Origin of the sequence: Flavobacterium hibisci (assembly GCF_020026925.1) — a bacterium.
Lineage (GTDB): Bacteria > Bacteroidota > Bacteroidia > Flavobacteriales > Flavobacteriaceae > Flavobacterium > Flavobacterium hibisci.
Window position 1 is genome coordinate 531,871 of record NZ_JAIQDW010000001.1, and the last position, 21,518, is coordinate 553,388.

Consider the following 21,518-nt stretch of genomic DNA (forward strand, 5'->3'; position numbering starts at 1 on the left):
TTAATTGATTATTATAAAGAATTCCCAATTCCGACTACAACAATAGATAACATGATGAGTCCGATGCCCAACATAAAGGTGTTGAACGTTTTTTTAGTTACACCGGTCCATTCTTTCAGATAAAATCCCCAGAAGTTAGCGGTAAGTATGATAGTTGACATATGTAAAATCCATGAGCTGGCTCCATTTCCTAATTTACTTTCTCCCATTCCATAGAAGAAAAACTGAAGAAACCACATGGTACCTGCAATAGCAGAAAAAAGTATATTTTTTGAAATAGGTGTTTTAGTATCAGTGTAATTACTAAAAGTCTTATTTTTAAAATTAAGATAGATACACCATATAAAGTTTGTTGTTAATCCGCCCCAAAGTATAACGATGTAACTAACATTATTCTGAAACAGGAATTCCCCCTGATTTGGATGCATTACTTTCCATGCTTCATTAGCCACATCAGCCATTGGTTTTGCTGCTTCAATTCCGAAATTAAAGAAAGAGCTTAAAATACCGGATACAATAGCAATGATTAAACCTTTTACTAAACTAAAATCTTTGTCTTTATCTTCGTGACCTGTTGCAAAATCTTTCTCTTTTAGCATTCCTGCTTTTCCTAAAATAGCTATACCTATAATACATATTAGTACACCAGCTAAAACCATTTGTCCACCTGGGTTAGCAAACATATCACTAATTGACTCTTTGCCTTCTACTGCATTGAAATTATAATAGATTGGCGGAATCAAAGCGCCAAAAGCAGAACAAAATCCTAAAGTGATTGAATTTCCTAATGACATCCCTAAATAGCGAACACCCAATCCGTAAGTCAATCCTCCAATTCCCCAAATCAATCCCATTGTGTACGCCAACGCTTTAACTGATGGGGTTGCTGTAGCAATGATTTCAGTAAAATTCGGAATAGTCAAATAAGCAGCTATTGGCGGTACAATCAACCAGGAGAAAAAACCTCCTATTAACCAGTAACTTTCCCAGGCCCAGTCTTTAACTTTTTTAAAAGGCATATAAAAACTGCCTGAAGAAAATCCCCCAATGGAGTGAAAAATAATTCCGAGTAATGATTCCATTTAATTCTTAGTGGTTTAGTTGATAGTTATTGGTTTGGTAAAATAAGAGAATGTAAAAAAGAAAACTATCCTGTACTGTCCTTTCTCTAATTTATATTTATATTAAATCATAAATTATTGCGATAAGATTGGCTTTATTGCATTTTTTAAATTTAAAATTCATATTTTAGCGAACGCATGAATATTTAATATCTTTTAGTGCTTTTTAAAGAAAATTATTACGTATTATGCAATTTATAATCCGGACTCTGACATAAAAGAGAAACTTTACTACACCAACCATGATTAAGCTAATTAAAATAGATGAAGATTCAAGAGTACCTAAGTATAAGCAAATTGTAGATTCTATACTGCAAAATATTGCTAATGGTAACCTGAAAATAAATCAAAAAATTCCGTCCATAAATAACTTCAGTGAAGAGTTTTATATGTCCAGGGATACCGTTGAGAAAGCTTATAATATTTTAAAAGAACGGAAAATTATTTCTTCAATACGAGGAAAAGGATACTACATTACCAGAACAAAACTGGAATCTAAAGTCAATATTTTGTTTTTATTTAATAAACTGAGTGCTTATAAAATGAAAACCTATAGCTCTTTTATTAATACATTAGGAGCTAATGCGCATGTCGATTTGCATATCTACCATTGCGATGAAACTTTATTTTTAAACCTGCTCGATAAATTTGAAGGGGCGTACGATTATTATGTTATTACAACACACTTTAAAACAGATGAACTAAAACATTTGAGTTTTACTGATGAAGTTGCAAAAGCAATCCAGAGAATACCACAGGACAAGCTTGTTATTATGGATAACATCAAAATTGGATTAGGAAGTGAGGTTATCAAAATCTATCAGGATTTTGAAAACGATATTTACAATGCTTTAAAAGAAGGACTTACCAAAATAACGAAATATAAAAGAGTAATTTTGGTCTATCCTGAGAAAGCTGTATATCCTTATCCAAGAAGAATTTTACATGGTTTTAGAAAATTTTGTGTTGAACATGAAATCAATTTTGAAATTCTAAGTGAAGTCTACGATGATATGATCCTTAAAAAAGGAGATTTATTTATTACTATAGAAGAATCTGACCTTGTTAATTTAGTAAAGCAAATCAGGGATGAAGAGTATGTATTAGGAAGCGATATAGGAGTTATATCCTACAATGACACTCCTTTAAAAGATTTACTAGGAATCACTGTCATGTCTACTGATTTTAATAAAATGGGGGAAATTGCTGCCAGAATGATTTTAAACAAAGAAAAAGGAGAAATTAAAGTGCCATTTAATTTTATTGACAGACATTCTATATGACTCTAAAATTAGGCTGTAAATGTTAATTTTTTAAATCTTGTTTTTTATTTAGAATAAATATAAATAATATTTTATCTTTGCTCCGCCTTGACTCAATACCACCTGGATAATAAAATAATCCGTAAAGGAGCTACATTATAGATGAATATTAATACCCGTTTCGAATCCGATGAATTTAAATCTTTTAAAAAGGGAGAAGAAGCTGCGTTTAAATATTTCTATGATAAATATTTCCGTAGAATTACCTCTTTTAGTGTTCAGTTTATTTACGATCAAGATGAGGCCGAAAACCTTGCTCAGGAAGCTTTCATTAATTTATGGCAAAACAGGGAAAATATTGAATCCATAAACGGAATTCAGTCTTTTTTATACACCTATGCCAAATCGAAATGCCTGAACTTTATTCGTCATAATAAAGTTAAAGACAAATTCAAAAACGATTTATTAAATCATAAAGAAAGAGAACTGGATATTGAAGTCTTAAATTCGATTCAGTTCGATACTTTAGAATTAACCGAATTAGAACGGATAATTAATGAATCAATAAAAGATTTACCTCCCAAAACCCGTGAAGTTTTTATAAAAAAACGTTTCGAGAATAAAAAAAATGCAGAAATCGCAGAAGAAATGAATGTGACTATAAAAGCTGTAGAAGCCCATATGACAAAGGCTTTGAAAATTTTGAAGACCAAATTATCTGATTATTTATTCCTGATTTTTATTCTTATTTGTAATAATTAAAAATTAAACATAGGGTTTTTTATTTCTGAAGTGTACTTATCATAACGAGAAGTTTAAAATCCAATTATGACATCAGAAATAATTTATAAGTATTTAGCTAATGAAGCTACAGAAGAGGAAATTCAAACTCTTTTTGAATGGATTGATGCTTCTGAAGAAAATAAAAAGCAGTTTATCACAATAAAGAAGACTTGGGCTCTTACAGCCCTTTCTGAAAATATTTTAAATGATACTGCTCCGACAATTAAAATTAAACCAAAAAATAAAGCTGCTAAGTACTTACAATATGCTGCAGCATTTTTAGTACTGCTTGGTTTAGGTAGAATTGCTTTTAATTTTAGCCAAAAAACAAAATCTTCAAAGGAAATTGTTCTTGAATTAGGAAACGGCAAGACAGAATACATCACAAAAGATAATCAGATCAATTTAGTAAACGATAAAGGCGAACTGATTGCCAGAAAACTTTCGGGACAAATTGTATACTTCGGAAAAACCAAAAATAATGAGATAATATATAACTCACTTAAAGTTCCTTATGGTAAAACATTTAAACTTACACTTTCAGATGGAACTGTTGTAAACTTAAACTCTGGAACGACTTTACGCTACCCGGAACAGTTTGGAGTTAATGGAAAAAGAATGGTTTATTTAACTGGTGAAGCTTTTTTTGAAGTTGCCAAAGACAAAGAACATCCTTTTATAGTCAATGCGAATCAGGCAGCTATTGAAGTTCTGGGAACAAAATTTAATGTAAGTGCTTATCCTGAGAATCCGTCAGTAAATAGTGTTTTAGTGGAAGGAAGTATTCAGATGTATGCAACTGAAAATCCATCAAATGCTGTTTTACTGAAACCAAACCAGATGGCTACGTGGCAAAACAATTCGAGAAAAATTACCACAAAATCTGTTGATCCTTCTTTTTACTCAGCCTGGACGAAGGGTGAACTTACATTTAAAGATACTCCATTTTCGACCATCACTAAAATAATTCAGCGGACTTATGATGTTGAGATTATTAATAAAAATTCAGATTTAGCCAAACAGAATTTTACAGGAACTATCAAAATCAGTGAATCTAGTGTCGAAAATATTTTAGAACTCTTAAAACGTGACACCCCGTTTGACTATGTCATCGAAGAAAATAAAATTACCATTACCAATATCCCATAAACCACTAAAAACATGATATTTACGACATTTTTTTCAAGAAAAACCATGTTTTTCTTAGCCCTTCTTTTATTCGGTTTTCACGGCTTTTCACAAAATAAATCAATTACACTGCAAATCAACAATGAACCTATCAATTTGATTATCAAATCAATTGAAGAACAAACAGATTTTAGGATTATTTACAATGCAAAAAAAATTGATACTGATCAAAAAGCCAGTATAAATGTAAAGAATGCTTCCTTAGAAACTGTCTTAACGAAGTTATTCAAGGGCAAAAATATTTCATTTTACATTCAGAAAAAACAGGTTTTGTTAACCAGCTCTGCTCCTTATTTACTAAATAATACAGAAGAAACTGAAAGAACAATTAAGGGAGTTGTACTAAATGCCAAAGATAAAACGCCCCTTCCCGGAGCTACAATATTAGTGCAAGGGACCGGCAGAGGTGCAATTGCTGATGCTGATGGGAAATTTATTTATCAACTGAAAGAAAAAAACATCAAAGATGTTATACTACAGGTTTCGCTTCTTGGGATGCAGTCCCAGACTCTAAAAGTTGGCAACAAAACCGATTTTACTTTTTTTATGGAAGAAGCTATAGATGAGCTGAATCCGGTTATTATCACATCTTCGTACGGAACACAGAAATTAAAGGAAGAAGTTGTGGGAAGCATTTCGACTTTACAGGCAAAAGATATTGCGGTTGAACAAGCTACCGAAACTATCGACAAAATGATTACTGGGCAAATAGCCGGTGTTTTAGTTGAAAACACAACCGGAGTTGGCGGACCTGTAAAAATAAACATTCGCGGACAAGGTACTTTATCTTCTTTGACGGGTGCTATTACCGGAACTTCATCACAACCTTTAATAATTGTTGACGGTGTTGTTATGAGCGAAGAATATGCTATTGACAGCAGTTTTTTTGACGGATCAGGAGATTCTGCAGAAAATTTAGCGAATCCTTTAATGAAAATTGCTCCTGAAAATATTGAAACTATTTCTGTTTTAAAGGATGCTGCCGCCGTGGGTATTTATGGCGCCGATGGAGCAAACGGGGTTATTTTGATCACAACAAAAAAAGGGAAAAAGGGAAAAACACAATTTGGATTTTCAAACCAACTTGGAATTTCTTCAGCTATAAACCGAATTAAATATTTAAGTGGAGAGCAATATACCGAGCTTAGAAATGAGTTTCAGAAAAACACAACTTCAAACTATGTTCCGATAATATACAACGGAATAAATACGGATTGGTTTGAATTACTAAACCGAACAGGAGTTTATAATAAATATAACTTTAATGTCTCCGGATCGACTTCAAAATTTTCATATCGCACCAATATAAGTTATTTAAAAATTGACGAACCCCAAATGGGCAACAGCACTGAGCAATTAAACGCCGGAATTAATTTAGGCTTTAATTCAGGCAAATGGAATGTAAATCTGATGCTTAATCCAAGTTATGTACAAAAAGATGCCCCAAATATATTTTATGGTTTTGCTTATTTGCCAACCAATGCACCATACAATGAAGATGGTTCTTTTGCCGGGTTAGGCGTTAGCGGTCAGACAAGAGGAAATCCTTTAGCAGCTATTGCTCAAAATAAAAATATAACAAACACTTATGGAATTTTAGGAAGTTTAAATTTATCATATGAGCTTAATAAATCGGTAAAATTAGCTTCTCTCTTTGGTATGGATTATACCGATAAGGAACAAGATCGTTATTTTTCCGGAGAAAATGAAAGCGGACAGTTTAACGGATCTTTTACTTTAAATGATATTGCTTATCCTGCATGGGGAAGACGCCTTTTAAATCTGAGAAATTCGACTAAATGGAACTGGCAGGGGCAGCTTTTGTTTAATAAACAATTAGGCAAAAATCATAATGTTGATGGTGTTGCTGGTTTTGAGCTTTCTGAGGACAAAGGAAATTTTAATTATAAATCAGGAGTAGGATTTGTAAATCCAAATCAGATTAATAATGTGACTGATGCCATTAGAGATGATAATCCTGCAACTCCATTAGTGAATGAATCAACCAATGGTCAGACATATAGAAGCGAGATTAGCTACAGTTCCAGAGTTTCATTACTATCTCAAATAAACTATAACTATAAAAAACGCTACTACGTTTTAGGAAATTTTCGTCGCGATCAAAGTTCTGTATTTGGTGATGATACTGATGTTGCTTACAATGGTGGAGCTGGTATCAGCTGGATTACCAGCAACGAAGAGTTCCTAAATACAAATACGTGGATTGACTTCCTGAAATTTAAAGCCAGCTATGGTACTACCGGAAACTCAAGGATTGGTTCTTACCGTTCCAAAGGTTTGTATAATATTAGTCAAAACGGTTATAATGGTGCTATTGGAGCCACAACCGGAGAAGCACCAAACGGTGAATTGAGCTGGGAAAAAAACACAAAATTTAATGCCGGATTTGATTTTAATGTTTTCAACCGAATAGAATTGACAATAGAATATTATTATGATAACAAAAGTGATCTAATTACGACGAGAGATATTCCAACAGAAACAGGTTACAATTCTCTCCAATTGAATGCTTCAAGTATGTACAATAAGGGTTTTGAACTTACTACAAGAATAAAATGGATAAAAAACAATGCCTTTAAGTGGACAACAGCTTTTAATATTTCTACTATACAAAGCAAAGTAACAGATTTAAAAGGTTTAGGAAGCGACTATTCTCAGGCAAATCTGGCTCTTGCTCAAAAAATAGGCTACAGCACTACTACAATCTGGGGTGTAAAGTGGGTTGGGGTTGATCCCGCAACTGGACGAAATTTAGTTGAAAAAAATGCTAAAATATACGATACTAAAACTTATAACGAATTATACACCATAGCAGACTGGGAACCCATTGGCGATAAGCAGGCAGATGCTTATGGAGGCTTTTTCAATAATTTTACTTTCAACAATAATCTGACTTTATCTATTAGAGCTGATTTTCAAATTGGTGGAGAATTTTTAGCCTCGAACCTTCTTATTGATCAATACAACAATACATCGAACAGAAATCTATCTGTAAATGCATACGATTACTGGAGAGCCCCTGGAGACAAAGCTTCACAGCCAGCAGTAACCAGTTCTCCTCTTTTACCCAACTTAACCAAATATCTTTATGATGCTACCTATATCAGGATCAGCAATGTGAATTTGAGTTATAATGTACCTCTAAAAAGCAATTTGTTAAGTTCACTTTCTGTATTTACCGATGCATCAAATGTATTTTACTGGTACAAAGAAAAAAGCCCAAAAGGAATGAACGGAATAAAGGAATATAGTTACATCTATCCGCAAGCCAGAACTATCTCAATGGGAGTTAACGCTAAATTTTAAGAAATGAAATATTCAATATACATCACGTTTTTTATCCTGATTTTTTCATTACAAAGCTGTAGTGACTTTTTAGAACAGGAACCGGGAACACAAACTTCTATAGATGAACTTTTACAAAATAAAAAAGGAGTTTTAACTGCATTGACTGGTTTGTATACAGAACTTGAAGCTAATGTGAGAGGAGAACGTTTTGCTGTTTATGCCGATCTACAAGGTGGTAATTTAAAATTCACTCCACTAGCAACAGGCTCTAATCGCGGACAAATTGACCCTGCTACAAATACAAAAAATGTATATTCATTTGAAGACGATGCATTGGCCAGTGATTATAGGTCTTTTTATGATGGTAGTTATGATATTATCAATCAGGCAAATCTAATTTTAGAATTTACTCCTGCACTAAAAGATGCTACAGAAACAGAAAAAAATCAGATTATGGCCGAGGCACTTACCATACGTGCATATATGCATTTTCTTTTATCTTTAGTTTACAGCCAGGATTATGGTTACACTACAGACGCATCGCATTTAGGAATTGTCTATGTTACAAAATCTATAAAAAATGGTCTTCAGTATCCTGCCAGAGAAACTGCAGCATATACTTACAATTTAATCGTTAACGATTTAAAAACTGCAATTTCGAATTATTCAGAACAATCACTTCTGGCAGGTCCTTCGTATTCTTTTTTTAGTCGTAATAGTGCAAAAGCATTACTGGCAAGAGTATATCTTCACAAAAAAGACTGGATTAATGCTTATGAAACTGCAAATGATGTAATTACCAATTCAGGGATAATATTAACAGCTAAAGAAAATCTAATTACAGAATGGGAAAAAACAGATCTTCCTGTGTCTGAAATTTTATTGGAATTCTCAGTAAAAAAAGATTCAGAAGGAATTGTTGGAGGATCAATGTCGAAAAATTTTGGATATACATCTGCTACTAGTTTTGAAAAATATGTCGCTTCGAATGACTTGATTAATTTATATGAACCCAATGATTTAAGAAAACAATTATTTCTGGAAAAACCACTTTTGACCTTAGTTAACGAAAAACTGATTGAGGTAAATTACAACTTTACAAAAAAGTTTCAGGATAATCCGGGTTACGTTGCTTTCAGATTGAGTGAAATGTATTTAATCCGTGCCGAAGCTGCTTTAGAAACAAACAGATCTGATCTTGCAATGGCGGATATCAATACAATTCGTGCCAGAGCTAATGCAACGTTAGTTACGGATGCAGCAAATCTTAAAGAAGATATTCTTTTAGAAAGAAGAAAAGAACTTTGTTTTGAAGGTCATTTGTTTTTTGATCTGATGCGAAACCACAAAAATATTTCCAGGAATGACGGTTGTATTTCTACCAATTGCAATATCAACTACCCGTCTTTAAAATTTGTATTACCAATACCAACCTTTAATACTAATCTTAATCCAAATCTGAAACAAAATGAATCTTATTAAGACATTTGCTGTCCTGATGATAGCTTCACTTACTGCTTCCTGTTCAAAAGATGATTATAAAATGGGTTCTGAAATAGATCCATATGTAAGATTTCATTTTCTGGTAAGAAGCGACAATACTCCATTGGTTTATCCTGCTATAAACGGCAGTTTAGTACCACAATCCAGTTATGTAAACAATGCAATCAAAACTTTAAAAGTGCCGGTCGCCCTGACAGCAAGTTCTTTAAAAGAAGCTGTTACTGTAAATTTTAGCGCTGTATCATCAACAGCAAATACTGACGGTTTTAAAATCAGCCCTGTTAATGAACTGGTATTTCAGGGAACAAAGCTTACTGATACCATTTTTGTTTCTTTTGATAAAAGATGGCAGGACAAACAGACTATAACACTGAAACTTGAAAATGCTTCGAATCCTCTGGTTCACATTGGAAATCTAAATACTGAATCTACAAATGATACTTTCACAATTAATCTGGCTGAAGTTAGCACCAATTACACATTCCCTGTAAATCAATACATCCTTAAAGGGGAAGTTGGAGAAAAGTTTGATTTTAAAGTAAATTTTCCAAATGGCTATTTTCCATCAGAATTAGAAAACCTTGAAATATTCAAATTTGAAAATGGTTTCGAATATTCCCTGACTCACGATGCTTTTGAAACAGACAAAAATTCCGTAACCTATCATTTCACCCTTTTAGAAGACTTACAAAACGATGATATTTCTTTTATAAGTACAATTGATTTAGTAAACACAACAAATTACAGAGCTACGGGAAACACGAGTTTAACAATTGAAAAACCTATAAAAACACCAAGAGATATTCAGGCAAATCCTGCTTCAAAATTCTATGATCTGTCTAATGCTTTTTATTTGACTTACGGCGAACACTGGTTTGACAAAAGCGGAACCTGTGCATGGCAGACATTTAATGCGCTAACTTTTCCTGTGGTTGTTACTAAGAACAATCCGAATGCAGTACTTTATAGTGATAAAGGAACAACAGACCCAAATGATGATGTTTACCATGATGCTTTTAAAATAGGTTTTAATGTCGCCAGCGGAACCAATACAATTAATTCTTTTGGATTAAAAAGATGGTTTTCTAATGAAAATAATTCTGCTTCTGTTTCTCCGGGATTTAACATTAAATCTGCTTTGGAATTTTTTCCTGAAAATGGAAACAGCAAAACTCAGGGAAGTGTATTAGTGAATCGCCAAACTTTAACTATTGGAGTAGATAAAGATCATACTTATGCAATCATTATTTCCGGAGAAGGAACTTACAAGGAAATCAGTAATGGTTTATTTGAAATTTCTTTTGAATTGAAACTAACAAATGATAAAATTTTTGGAGGAACCGTTTCCACACAATACAGAATATACAATAACAGAGTTTATCCAAAGCCGGCTGCCTTAAATATTGATTGTCCAAAAGAAGTCACACTATAATTTATGAAATTAAAAAAATTAATAATACCAGTTTTATTGTTATTAAGTTTAACCGCTTATAAAACAATTGAAGAACCTGAATACACCGATATTCAGGAATTACGAAAGGCATATTCCAGCGGAGATCATTCAAAATGGCCTGCAGCAGAATTACACGAAAGTATCGACAAATCTAAATTTCAGGATATTGGTGTACTTCCGGCAGTTCCGTATCCTGCTTACAATCCCTATTCTAAAGAAAAAGAAAGTCTGGGCAAAATATTGTTTTTTGATCCGAGATTATCTGTAAGCGGACAAATTGCCTGTGCTTCCTGCCATAATCCTGAATTGGGATGGACTGATAATCTGACGCGTTCTTTTGGCCACGACCGCCAGAACGGAAAACGAAATTCAATGACCATTTTAAATTCGGCTTATGCTAGTTCCCTATTTTGGGACGGTCGTGCGAAGAGTTTAGAAGATCAGGCGCAGTTTCCGGTAAGCGATCCTTTAGAAATGAATGAAAAACTGACAATTGCTGTTGGCAAAATTGGAAAAATAAAAGGGTACAATCCGCTTTTTGAAGCTGCTTTTGGAGATAAAAAAGTGACTCTTGAGCGCATTCAGTATGCAATCGCAACGTTCGAAAGATCCATCAACAGTCCAAAAAGTAAATTTGATCATTTCGTTAGTGGAAAATCTGATGCTTACACCGATCAGCAGGTAAAAGGGCTGCATTTGTTTAGAACCAAAGCACAATGCATCAACTGTCATAATACGCCTTATTTCAGTGACAACCAGTTTCATAACGATGGACAGGTTTTATTCGGAACAAAAAATGAAGATTTCGGGCGTTACAATGTCACAAAAGATGTAAAAGATATAGGCAAATTCAGAACACCTACGCTTCGTGAAGTAGTCAATACAAGACCCTGGATGCATCACGGACATTTTCCTACTTTACTGGATGTCGTAGAACTTTACAATTTAGGAAATCCATCACCAGTACAGAAAAAATACCTGGGAACGCCACGTGATTCTTTAATTCCGAAGGTAGATCCGATGCTTAAGAAATTAAATCTAAGCAAAGAAGAAATAAGCGATTTATTAGCATTTATCGAAACATTAAGTACGCCAACGAGAAGAATCATGACACCTGAACTTCCAAAGTAGAATAGTCATAATAGTTTGTTTTTTGCCACAATAAATCACAAATCCAAAAAGTCCGTTTCATGAATTTGAAACGGACTTTTTTATTGTTATCTTAAATATAAAATTTACTTCTTAGAAACTAAAACAATATTAGGCTTTGGAGCCGGCTGCATCCCGCTTCCAAAGTAAAAACCGGTGTGAGGCGGCTGATTATATCCTACATTTTGCCAGGCTATACTCAAACGGTACTGAGGATCGTGCATAAAAGTATATTGTCTGACATCTGTTGGAATAGTTGTCGAGTAAATCCGTAATTCTTTATTGTCCTCGCTTCTTAAAATCAGTTCTTCTCTCCAGTCGCCTAAAATATCTGCTGAAAGTGCCGGAGTAGATTTTGTCCCGTTATTTGAAACTGCCCCCGTTGCTGTAAACAATCTGCCTTTGCCGTATTTGTCGATATAATTTGAATTCAGTAATTCTCTTGAAGTGTCGCCATCCCAATAAATCAAAAAGTTGATTGATTTTGGCGCATCCCCTATTTTATTTCCTTTCATATCATGTAAAAACGGAGAACCGGACCACCAGCATTGTGCACCTTTTCTGGTTGGGTCAATATTATCTGCTACGCCACGCCCAACATCTTCATTTAGGGAATCGGTAAATAAAACTTTTCCATCTGCTGCTGAAAAAACGGCTACACCCGGACCGGTTGTTTTATTTTCAATTTCATGGATTCCAAACGCTTCCAAACCGGGAATTTCTGGATCCAGATCCGAAACGTGTAAAGCATCTCCGTGTCTGAAACCTGTTGTATACAATCCTTTTCCATTATCATCTACGCACATCGATCCATAAACAATTTCATCTTTTCCATCATTATCAACATCAGCAACGGTAAGTCCGTGGTTCCCCATTCCGGAGTACGGATTTTCAGCATTTTTACTATCAAAAACCCATCTTGAAGTAAGTTTTTTATTTTTAAAATCAAAAGCTGCTAAAACTGTTCTTCCGTAATATCCACGGCACATTACCACGCTTGGATGAATTCCGTCCAAATAAGCAATACAGGCTGTAAAACGATCAATCCTGTTTCCTTTGGTGTCGTTTCCTCCGCTTCCTCCATGTCCGCCCCATCCAGCCAAATCTCCTCGCTCCGGAATATAATCTGTGGTTGTAACCAGTTTACCTGTTCTTCCGTCAAAAACAGAAAGGTATTCGGGACCTTTTAAAATCTTACCATAAGTTCCCGAATTAGGTTCTCTGTCAACCCAGTCTTTTGAAGCATCTCCAACCACATTTCCCTGACTGTCCGTGGTTCCGTCAGCTGTTTTGCAAACCAGTTCTGCAATTCCGTCACCATCGAGATCATAGACCATAAACTGTGTATAATGGGCTCCTTCGCGAATGTTTTTTCCTAAACTAATCTGCCATAGAAACTTTCCGTCTAAAGTGTAAGCCTGAAATATTGGGGGATCCGTAATTCCTGTATGCGAATTATCATGTCCTTTTCCGGTCATGTGAACCACTAAATCATATTTTCCGTCTCCGTCTAAATCCGCTGTCGAAAGATCATTCGGAATATAACCTTCAACGGGTTTTATCGCAATTGACAAATAATCCTTGTCCGGACTTGAAGCCGGAATTGTAAAACTTCCTTTTGCATCCTTCTCTTTTCCTTTTAAAATCGTTTTTACAAACCATGTATTTTCTTCTTTCTCATTGGCTTTGACATCAATAAAATTTGTAGCTCCGGTAATCGGTTTTTCATTTAATTTTACGGCTTTTTGAGAACCGCTTTTTCGATATAAATTAAACGCCAGATCATCAGCATCTGTTCCTAAAACACGCCAGCTGATAAAAAATTGTCCTTTGTCTTTTATGGCAATGACGCCACGGTCTAAACTTTCCATTTGTCTTTGCGCAAATAAAATTGAACCCGACAAAAAAAATAATAGTAATAAAATTTTATTTTTCATAATTGGTTTTGGTTGGTAAAGTTTGATGTTTAGACTGATTTTAGGGGTTAGGGTTTGTTTTGTAAGACTATTAAATATGTAGGAACATTATTAAGTTTCACGCAGATTTAGAAAGATTTAAGCAGATCTTTTATTTTTCTTGTCATTTTAACCGGAGGGAGAAATCACATTAGAAATTACGCAAAGAAATGACCAATCTTTGTCGAGCCACTTGTGGAGATTCCTCGTTCCTCGGAATGACAAATATTACGAAAATAAAAAATTTACAACTAAGCCTTAGTATCTCAGAATCTTAGCACTTAGTACCTCCAAAAACTTAAAACATCTTCTTAAATCCTTCGCTTCTCACTTTCCATGTTCCATCTTTAGGAAACCCCGGGTTTTCAATTGCATTTCCTTCCCAGCCTGCACACATCATCGCAACAGCTGTTAGCAAACCTCCATTACCAGGAAGATAAAGTGTTAACCTTGGCGATTGATAATTGTGACCATTTTTAAGATAGGTATTGGTTATTACATTCATGAAAAGGGCATCAATAGCTTTTTCCGGCATTTGCAAACGAGCTGCAGACATCGCTGTCATTGGAAAATCCCAACCCCATGTTTTGTCCCATGACCAGGTATCCCAAACCAGATCAAAAGTGTTTTTCATGATTTTTTTATCCAGAAGAGAGGTTTCCGGAAGCATTCCGAAAGTTCCTAAAACAGACGGATGATCCGTTTTAAATTCAGGATTGGTATAGGAATCTGTTGCGCTTTCTGTTGCCAGATACACATCTTTTGCAATTGGCAAAGGCGATAATTTTTTCAGAACGTCTTCCCATTTTTCAGGAACTTTTTGGTTTAGTTTTTTCTTCCAGTTGATAGCCGTTTTTAAAGCCCAGTTCCAGTATGCCAATTCATACGTTGGATTAAAAGTTTCGATAGCTTTGAATCTTTCCTGCGCCGGAATCACGCCAGGTCCTAAAACGTAACGATCGTTTTTACTGTCATAATTAGCGAATGAAGCCATGAAATCTGCCGTTGCAAAAACACGCTCACTGTATAAATTTAAAGTTGCTGTCGTTGGTTTTGCCTGATAGATCAAATCTGCATAGGTGATGAAATGTGGCTGTTGCCAAATCAGGAATGCCCCAACCGATGACGGACTTTCATTGCCATCATAATCTGTCATTTTTTGCCATCTTGCGCCTTCAAAGCCTTGTCTTTTAGCAATATTTTTAGCTTTTTCAAAAACGTTCTGATACCACGGAAGACTTTTTTCCAGCAATTCAGGTCTGTCCCAAAGGGCAAAATGTACACCGTGCCACCAATGCATTTCTAAGTGTGGTTTCCCGAACCAACTGTTATAGGTCAAACCGGTTTCCTGTGGCGGAACTTTTCCGGTACACTGTAATTTGGTAAGGTATTGCGAAAGAATCACACGCCGTTCTAATTCATGTGCCCGTTTGTCTGTACTCCCTGAAAAATCAACTGCCGCCCCACTTTCCCAAAAGGATTCCCAACCACCAATACTGCTTTTTTGAATCGCTTCAAAAGAAGGAATTACAGCTTTGTTTTTATCTGTTTGAATGAACGAACAACTCAATTCTATTGTACTGCTTTTTATAGGTTCTACAACAAAATAATGTTTTGCTTTTTCTGTAATCGATGCATTGCCTTTCCATTTCAAATTAATGTCATAGGAAATACTGTCCATTACATGTGTAATGGTAGCTTCTGATTTATTTTTGATTTTCAGATTGCTTTTATAATCTTGTTTTCCTCCCCATTTTTTCCCCATTTCAGTCCCCGCAATAGCAACTTTTGAAATAGCTACATCTTGTTTTTCTTCCCATTTCGTCCCCATATCACCCCAGAGTCCAGTTGGAAAAGGGATTCGGACACGAACTTTCAACCGCCCTTGCTGAATTAAATCCGATTCTATTTTAAAACCTAAAGCATCTTTTGTCTGATCGCAAGCCGTTATCACTTTCACGGAAGTGCCTTCCACCTCAAAATAGCTCTCAATTTTTCCTGTCCATAAATTCAGTTTTTGATTAATGGCTTTAATATCTTCCGGTTTTACCAAACTTCCGTCTTTTTTGGTGATTTCAAAACCTATGTTTCCCAATTGTAATAAATGCGGGTTCTGACGAAACCATTCGACTGCTTCCTTTTTGCGTGCAGGTTCTTTAATTTGTGTTGAATACGAAATCTTACGACCATACTGATCTACGTCTTTTAAAGTTTCAGAAAACTTATAATTCTCTGTATTTTTATAACTGTCCCAACCCCATTCAGACTGCGTACCAAGCGGAATTCCGTTTTGGTATTTTTCCGGAAAACTTTGCAATCCTGTAGCATCCACCGTAAACGCAAAGCTCCCATTCCCAACAGTTAAAGAAGCTAAAGTATCTATTGCAGTAATTTGCACATTATGCCTTGTTACCAATGCTTTCCTGTCTATTTTTTGCTGTGAAAAAACAGAAAAAGAGAACACCAAAAATAATACACAAAGTAATTTTTTCATATTGCAGTTTTAAAATTTTATTATTGAAATTGATGTTGATATTGCCATTGATTTTTGAAATTCTTATTGACAAATTATCTAATTTTCAAATTGACTCATTATCTAATTAGAGTTGTACTCATCAAACCAATCACCACATCATTGGCAATAGCTTTGAGAGTAAGACTTTTTAAGGTTTTATCTTTATTTAAAGGCAAATCCAGAATCGTTCCTGCTCCGCCATCAATTCCAAAATTCGAAAATCCTTTTATAGTCGTGAAATCTTTGAAAGTTCTGGAAACTTCTCCCGATTTCAAATAGACTCTTGGCGGTTTTGGTGCATCAGTTGTAAAAGCGAGTCCGTCAACAAAATAATCCTGTTCTATCGGCCACCAGTTTTCAGGGTTTTTAAATTGTAAAATTTCTGAAGTTCCGTCTGTGTAATTTACTTCAATTTCGCCATTTACGATACGGCTTTGCATTGGGTTAGTTGTTCCGGCAAGCATAAAATAAATGTGGGAGGCTTTTCCGCTTAATGGAATATTGACACTTTTTGGAAAATTATCCCACTGTGATGTGAAAACGATATTTTTTTGATTTGCATCAGAAGGCGTTTTGAAAACAATTCCTTCGGGAGTTATAATTTCTCCAGTTGATTTTGCTTTTTGACGCAATCCTGAGTCGTCCAGTTTCACAGAAACATTTGGGTAACACCAATTTCCGATTCCGTTAATAGGAAGCTGCAAAGTCACTGTTTGCGGTCTTGGAGACAAATACTTCTCGTTAAAAACATCAGTCACTTTCGAATTAAAAAATGAAGAAAGTAAAATCGCTTCCTGTTTTTTTGAATGGTTAAATGGAATATCCCAGTTGGTAAAAGTTACTTCTTTTATGGTATTCGAATCTGCTTTAACAGAGAATTTATTGGTTCCCGGAACTAATTTCTCAAACGGAATAACAATAGTTTCTTTCTGATTTATACTTAAAGAAATTTTCTGCTGATTATCTTTTGCGGAAGCATCAAAAACTACATTTCCTTCAATTTTGCTTTCCGAATTATTTTTCAGGGAGATTTCAACAGAATTGTTTTTTAACTGAACAATTTCAGATTCAATTTTAGGCTTCAAATTAACATCAACAGGCTGCCACCACGCTAAATCACCTTGTTTCAACTGAATAAAAAAAGTTTTATTCTGATTACCATATGCAATTGCCTGATACAATTTATTGTTTTTTGAAACCTCGCTCAAAACAGACTGCGGATCATAAACTGAAACAATTTCCGCTTTAGTGGTTGTTATCCCAAAAGATTCTCCGGCTGTTAAAGATTTTACAGATTGGATGTCTTCCAAAGCGTCTCCTTTCCAGTTAATTTTGACATCATAATCAGCTTCATATGGTATTTCAACAGCAATTTTTGGAGTACCGATACTTTCCGGAATATTTTTCCAGCTAACTGATTTTCCATTAACCGTTATATTTTCAATTCCGTCAAAAGGTGCGTTAACAACCAGTTTCAAATCCATTTTTGCTGCGAACTGATTTTTTATGAGATATGAATCAGTTTTGTTTTCTCTTTTAAAATCAATTGAAATATCCGGAATATCTAAAGCTGCATGATTCCATTTTGAAGGAAATCCAGGCTGAATGGTTAAAACTGCGGCCAGAGCATCAGGCTGGATGCCGAAAAGTCCTTCTACCAAAGTCCTTGACGCCATTCCAATTGGATCCGCAAAATCACGGTACAATTCGCCTCTCATAGCATCCTGATACAAAAGCTGTTCAAAACCACCCGGAGAAGCTCCGAGGTACATACTTTCGATCAAAGCACTTTCCCACATTTTAAACGCTTTTTCAGATTGCCCGCCCTGCCAGAAAGCCAAGGAAGTATGCAATTGTTCTGCCAGAGCAACATTATTGATCGACCAGGTATACGGCTGCCAATTGGTTGTGCTTATGGTGTAAAGATCGGTTTTATCAAGCCCTTCTGCCGAAATCGGGATATGCGGAATCTGTTTATCAACATAACTCAGCATCTGATAACTCTCAAATGGATTCGACAATTCTGAATCGATGGTATGGTAAATACTCCAGACACCTGGAACATCATGCAATAATCTGTTTCCCAATGCATCTTTATATTCTGCAAAAATTCCTTTTTTCGGAATCCAGAGCTGGTCTTTCGAAGCTTTTAATATTTTATCTGCTTCTTTAAGAAAAGGATTTTCATCAATCTGAATTCTTTTGGCAACTTCGGCAACCGTTTTATTCGCATAAAAATTATAAGCAGAAGAATGAATTACGCCGCCTCCGCTGTATTGCAACGCATCACTTGCCCAGATGGTCGCATAGGCATCATAAAGTCCGTCATTATCAGGGTCAAAGTTTCTTTTTTCCCAGTTTAAATGTCTTTGAATCGTTGGCCACATTTCTTTCATGAACGAAGTATCTCCTGTCCACTTAAACTGTCTCAGCATCTGATCGAAAAATACCAGATTCATATCATAATGATGCGCCACCGTATTTTTGTTCGGATTTCGGCTGATGTAACCACTGCTGAACATTGAGGTTCCCAAGACTTCTTTCTGGCGGGCAAAATTTCGAACGGTATCCAAAACAATTGGTCCATTTTCAGGAGTCGTAACTTGCGAATTGCTGTAACTTGTAAAATGTGTTTTCGCGCGATCATGCCAGCCTAAAGGGTCAGCAGTGTAAGCACCACGCCACGCATTCAGGTACATACGCCAGGCTATTGCTCCATGAAGATAAGCCGGACTTTCCCAAATTCCATCAGCTGCGATAGAAAGAGCCGAACCTAATGTATTAATATAAGGATCGGGCGTTGTAATTTTTACTCTATTCGCCAAAAGATGTGTTTCCTGAACCGATTTATCATACAATTCGGATAATCCTTTTTGAGAAATATCCGATTTTAAATCTTCACTTGAAAAAAGCCAGTATATTTCCTTTTTTGAAACGGGGATTTTTCCTGTAATGAGCGTCAGATTCTCCGGATTGGAACTATATAATTCTAATGGTGACTTTTGCTTTTTTGGATTGGCTAACTTGATATCCGATCCCGGAAAATATCCCATCAGGCTTTTGTTGTTACCCGTTTTCTCTTTATTGCTTTCAGAACCGTATTCGAGTAAGAAAGACTGTTTTTTTAGCGTATATTTATTATTTGTACAATATTCAGGCTGCAGATAAAACACAGATTCAGGATCAGCACCAATATCACCGTCACGACTAAATTTTTTACCGGTTGCACCGCCATACCCCCAGACCAAGTTTACTTTTTTAGGTATATTTTCACCATTGATTTTTACAATAAAACCCTCTTTTTCTTTTAAAGCCACGACATTTACAAACAGTTTTCCGCTACCTAAAATGAGATCCTGAATTTCATATTGCATTGTTCCCAATACATATTTGGTACTGATTTTTGCTGCTTCTGTAATCCATTTACTCTCTTTTTCATTTATTAAGCCAAATTTCAAATTCCCACCCATTCCCGGCATGTACATGGCAAACTCCGGTAAATCACCGGTCTCAACCCTAAAACCAGTATTTGAGCCATACAACGCACGGTTGAATTTTCGGGTACCGTTTTTCAAAACAAAACTATTTCCCTCAGGAGCATAATGTATTTTACGCGGAGCTTTTTCCTGACCAATAATTAGCGCAGGGCATAGTAGTAATAAGCCAAAGAAAGTGTGAATAATATTGTTTTGGATTTTCATAAAATTTAAGAATCAAAAGGCACATAATCATTATCAAACACCTGATAGTTTTGATAATTTAAACGCAATTTCTTCGTTTTTTTATGGTATTGCATCCTGTACCTACCTGATTTTTTCAATATCATAATTTATATTCTTTTATTTTTTTAACATCATAGTACAGGATACTATATAAATAAGTAACCGTTAGTTTTGATTTTACAATAATTTTAAAAAAGAAAAACTTGATAAAATTTAAAACTTCCTTTTGTCTATTGTTTTGGTTAATGATGCAGGTAAATCTATTTGCATTAAACACTAATTCTTTAACTGAAATTAATCCAAATGACAATACTGAAAGTCAGTTGTTTAATTTTGGAACTGCATTAAAAAATAAAAAAGGGATAACAGTAGATACACCTTTACTATATGATGCTGCTAAAGGATATGGTTTTGATCTTAATTCGGCATCGAATGTAAAAATCAACCCGAATACATTTTCTGCCATTAAACCAACTTATTTTTCTGTAAAACTTCCAGAAGGAAATTATCAGGTTGAAGTGGTTATGGGAAATTCTGAAAAAGCATCAAATATTACCATAAAAGCGGAGTCAAGAAGATTAATGCTGGATCAGCTTTCAATAAAAAAAGGAAAACCTGTAACCAAAATTTTCAATGTCAATGTGAGAACCCCAAAAATTAATGATACCCAGAATGTTTCACTAAAAGACAGGGAAAAAGATATCCTGAACTGGGATGATAAACTTACACTGGAATTTTTAGGAGATGTTACTATTCAAACTATAAAAATTACCAAAAAAGACAATCTTACAGTTGTTTATCTTGCCGGAGATTCAACCGTTACCGATCAGGATGTGGAACCATGGGCTTCGTGGGGGCAATTTATTACGAATTATTTTGACGAAACAGTTGTGGTAGCCAATTATGCAGTTTCAGGTTCAGCGCTGAGTTCTTTTAAAGGTGGAAACCGTTTAAAAAAGATTCTCTCACTAATTAAAAAAGGAGATTATCTGTTTGTCGAATTTGGGCATAATGACGAAAAAATTAAAGGAGAAGGAAACGGTGCCTGGGGATCATATTCTACTTTGTTAGCCGAATTTGTTCAGTGTGCCAGAGATAAAGGGGCGATTCCGGTTTTGGTAACACCAACACAAAGACGATCTTTCAATGAAAACGGAACTTTAAAAGAAACACATGGTGATTTTCCTGCTGCCATGCGAACTGTTGCAGAAAAAAGTAATGTAGCACTTATTGACATTACCAAAATAACAACTGAATTATACGAAACCTGGGGCGATGAGCCGTCAAGAAAGGCTTTTGTACAATATCCTGCGAATACTTTTCCGGGACAAGTAAAAGCTTTGGAGGATAATACTCATTTTAATAGCTTTGGAGCAAACGAAATAGCGCTTTGTGTTTTGAAAGGAATTCGCGAACTTGATATTCCGTTAAAAAAGCAAATTCAAAAAGAAGTTCCAGATTACAATCCGAAGAAACCAAATTACATTTCAAACTGGACACTTCCGATGAGTGACCGCTATGAAGTTACTAAACCAGATGGCAACTAAACCATTATAGA

12 protein-coding genes are annotated in these 21,518 nt (G+C 35.1%); 8 read left to right on the forward strand and 4 right to left on the reverse strand.

Annotated elements, in window-relative coordinates:
- Positions 1 to 11: 11 nt before the first annotated feature.
- The gene (rhaT, locus tag K8B81_RS01985) at positions 12 to 1,082 is read right to left on the reverse strand and encodes an L-rhamnose/proton symporter RhaT (RefSeq protein WP_223678523.1); all 1,071 of its coding nucleotides are present in this window, start codon (positions 1,080 to 1,082) and stop codon (positions 12 to 14) included.
- Between the two features lie 281 nt (positions 1,083 to 1,363).
- On the opposite strand from rhaT, the gene K8B81_RS01990 reads away from it, so the two are divergent.
- The 7 genes from K8B81_RS01990 (at position 1,364) to K8B81_RS02020 (ending at position 11,750) form a co-directional block, all read left to right on the forward strand.
- Positions 1,364 to 2,404, forward strand: a complete 1,041-nt coding sequence (locus tag K8B81_RS01990; RefSeq protein WP_223678525.1) for a GntR family transcriptional regulator — start codon at positions 1,364 to 1,366, stop codon at positions 2,402 to 2,404.
- Positions 2,405 to 2,545: 141 nt separating this feature from the next.
- Entirely contained in the window at positions 2,546 to 3,145 is a 600-nt protein-coding gene (locus tag K8B81_RS01995; RefSeq protein ID WP_223678527.1) for an RNA polymerase sigma-70 factor, read from the forward strand.
- Between the two features lie 66 nt (positions 3,146 to 3,211).
- Positions 3,212 to 4,315: a FecR family protein gene (locus K8B81_RS02000; protein WP_223678537.1), complete on the forward strand. Its 1,104-nt coding sequence runs from the start codon at positions 3,212 to 3,214 to the stop codon at positions 4,313 to 4,315.
- Between the two features lie 12 nt (positions 4,316 to 4,327).
- On the forward strand, positions 4,328 to 7,681 hold the full coding sequence (locus K8B81_RS02005) for a SusC/RagA family TonB-linked outer membrane protein (protein WP_223678546.1): 3,354 nt from the start codon (positions 4,328 to 4,330) through the stop codon (positions 7,679 to 7,681).
- A 3-nt stretch (positions 7,682 to 7,684) separates the two neighbouring features.
- Complete coding sequence (locus tag K8B81_RS02010; RefSeq protein WP_223678547.1) at positions 7,685 to 9,145, forward strand: RagB/SusD family nutrient uptake outer membrane protein; 1,461 nt, start codon at positions 7,685 to 7,687, stop codon at positions 9,143 to 9,145.
- Entirely contained in the window at positions 9,132 to 10,598 is a 1,467-nt protein-coding gene (locus K8B81_RS02015; RefSeq protein ID WP_223678548.1) for a hypothetical protein, read from the forward strand. The genes K8B81_RS02010 and K8B81_RS02015 overlap by 14 nt, the downstream gene beginning before the upstream one ends.
- Before the next feature lie 3 nt (positions 10,599 to 10,601).
- Positions 10,602 to 11,750, forward strand: coding sequence for a cytochrome-c peroxidase (locus K8B81_RS02020; protein WP_223678549.1), 1,149 nt, complete (start codon positions 10,602 to 10,604; stop codon positions 11,748 to 11,750).
- 104 nt (positions 11,751 to 11,854) lie between these two features.
- Here K8B81_RS02020 and K8B81_RS02025 read toward each other — a convergent pair whose 3' ends face one another.
- From K8B81_RS02025 to K8B81_RS02035, 3 genes are all read right to left on the reverse strand, one after another.
- Positions 11,855 to 13,705, reverse strand: coding sequence for a rhamnogalacturonan lyase (locus K8B81_RS02025; RefSeq protein ID WP_262902661.1), 1,851 nt, complete (start codon positions 13,703 to 13,705; stop codon positions 11,855 to 11,857).
- Positions 13,706 to 14,021: 316 nt separating this feature from the next.
- A complete protein-coding gene (locus K8B81_RS02030; RefSeq protein ID WP_223678550.1) occupies positions 14,022 to 16,217 on the reverse strand; it encodes a hypothetical protein in 2,196 nt (731 codons plus the stop codon).
- Positions 16,218 to 16,315: 98 nt separating this feature from the next.
- A complete protein-coding gene (locus K8B81_RS02035; RefSeq protein ID WP_223678551.1) occupies positions 16,316 to 19,939 on the reverse strand; it encodes a DUF4450 domain-containing protein in 3,624 nt (1,207 codons plus the stop codon).
- A 224-nt stretch (positions 19,940 to 20,163) separates the two neighbouring features.
- Between K8B81_RS02035 and K8B81_RS02040 the strand changes: the two genes are divergently transcribed.
- The gene (locus tag K8B81_RS02040) at positions 20,164 to 21,507 is read left to right on the forward strand and encodes a rhamnogalacturonan acetylesterase (RefSeq protein WP_223678552.1); all 1,344 of its coding nucleotides are present in this window, start codon (positions 20,164 to 20,166) and stop codon (positions 21,505 to 21,507) included.
- Positions 21,508 to 21,518 lie beyond the last annotated feature (11 nt).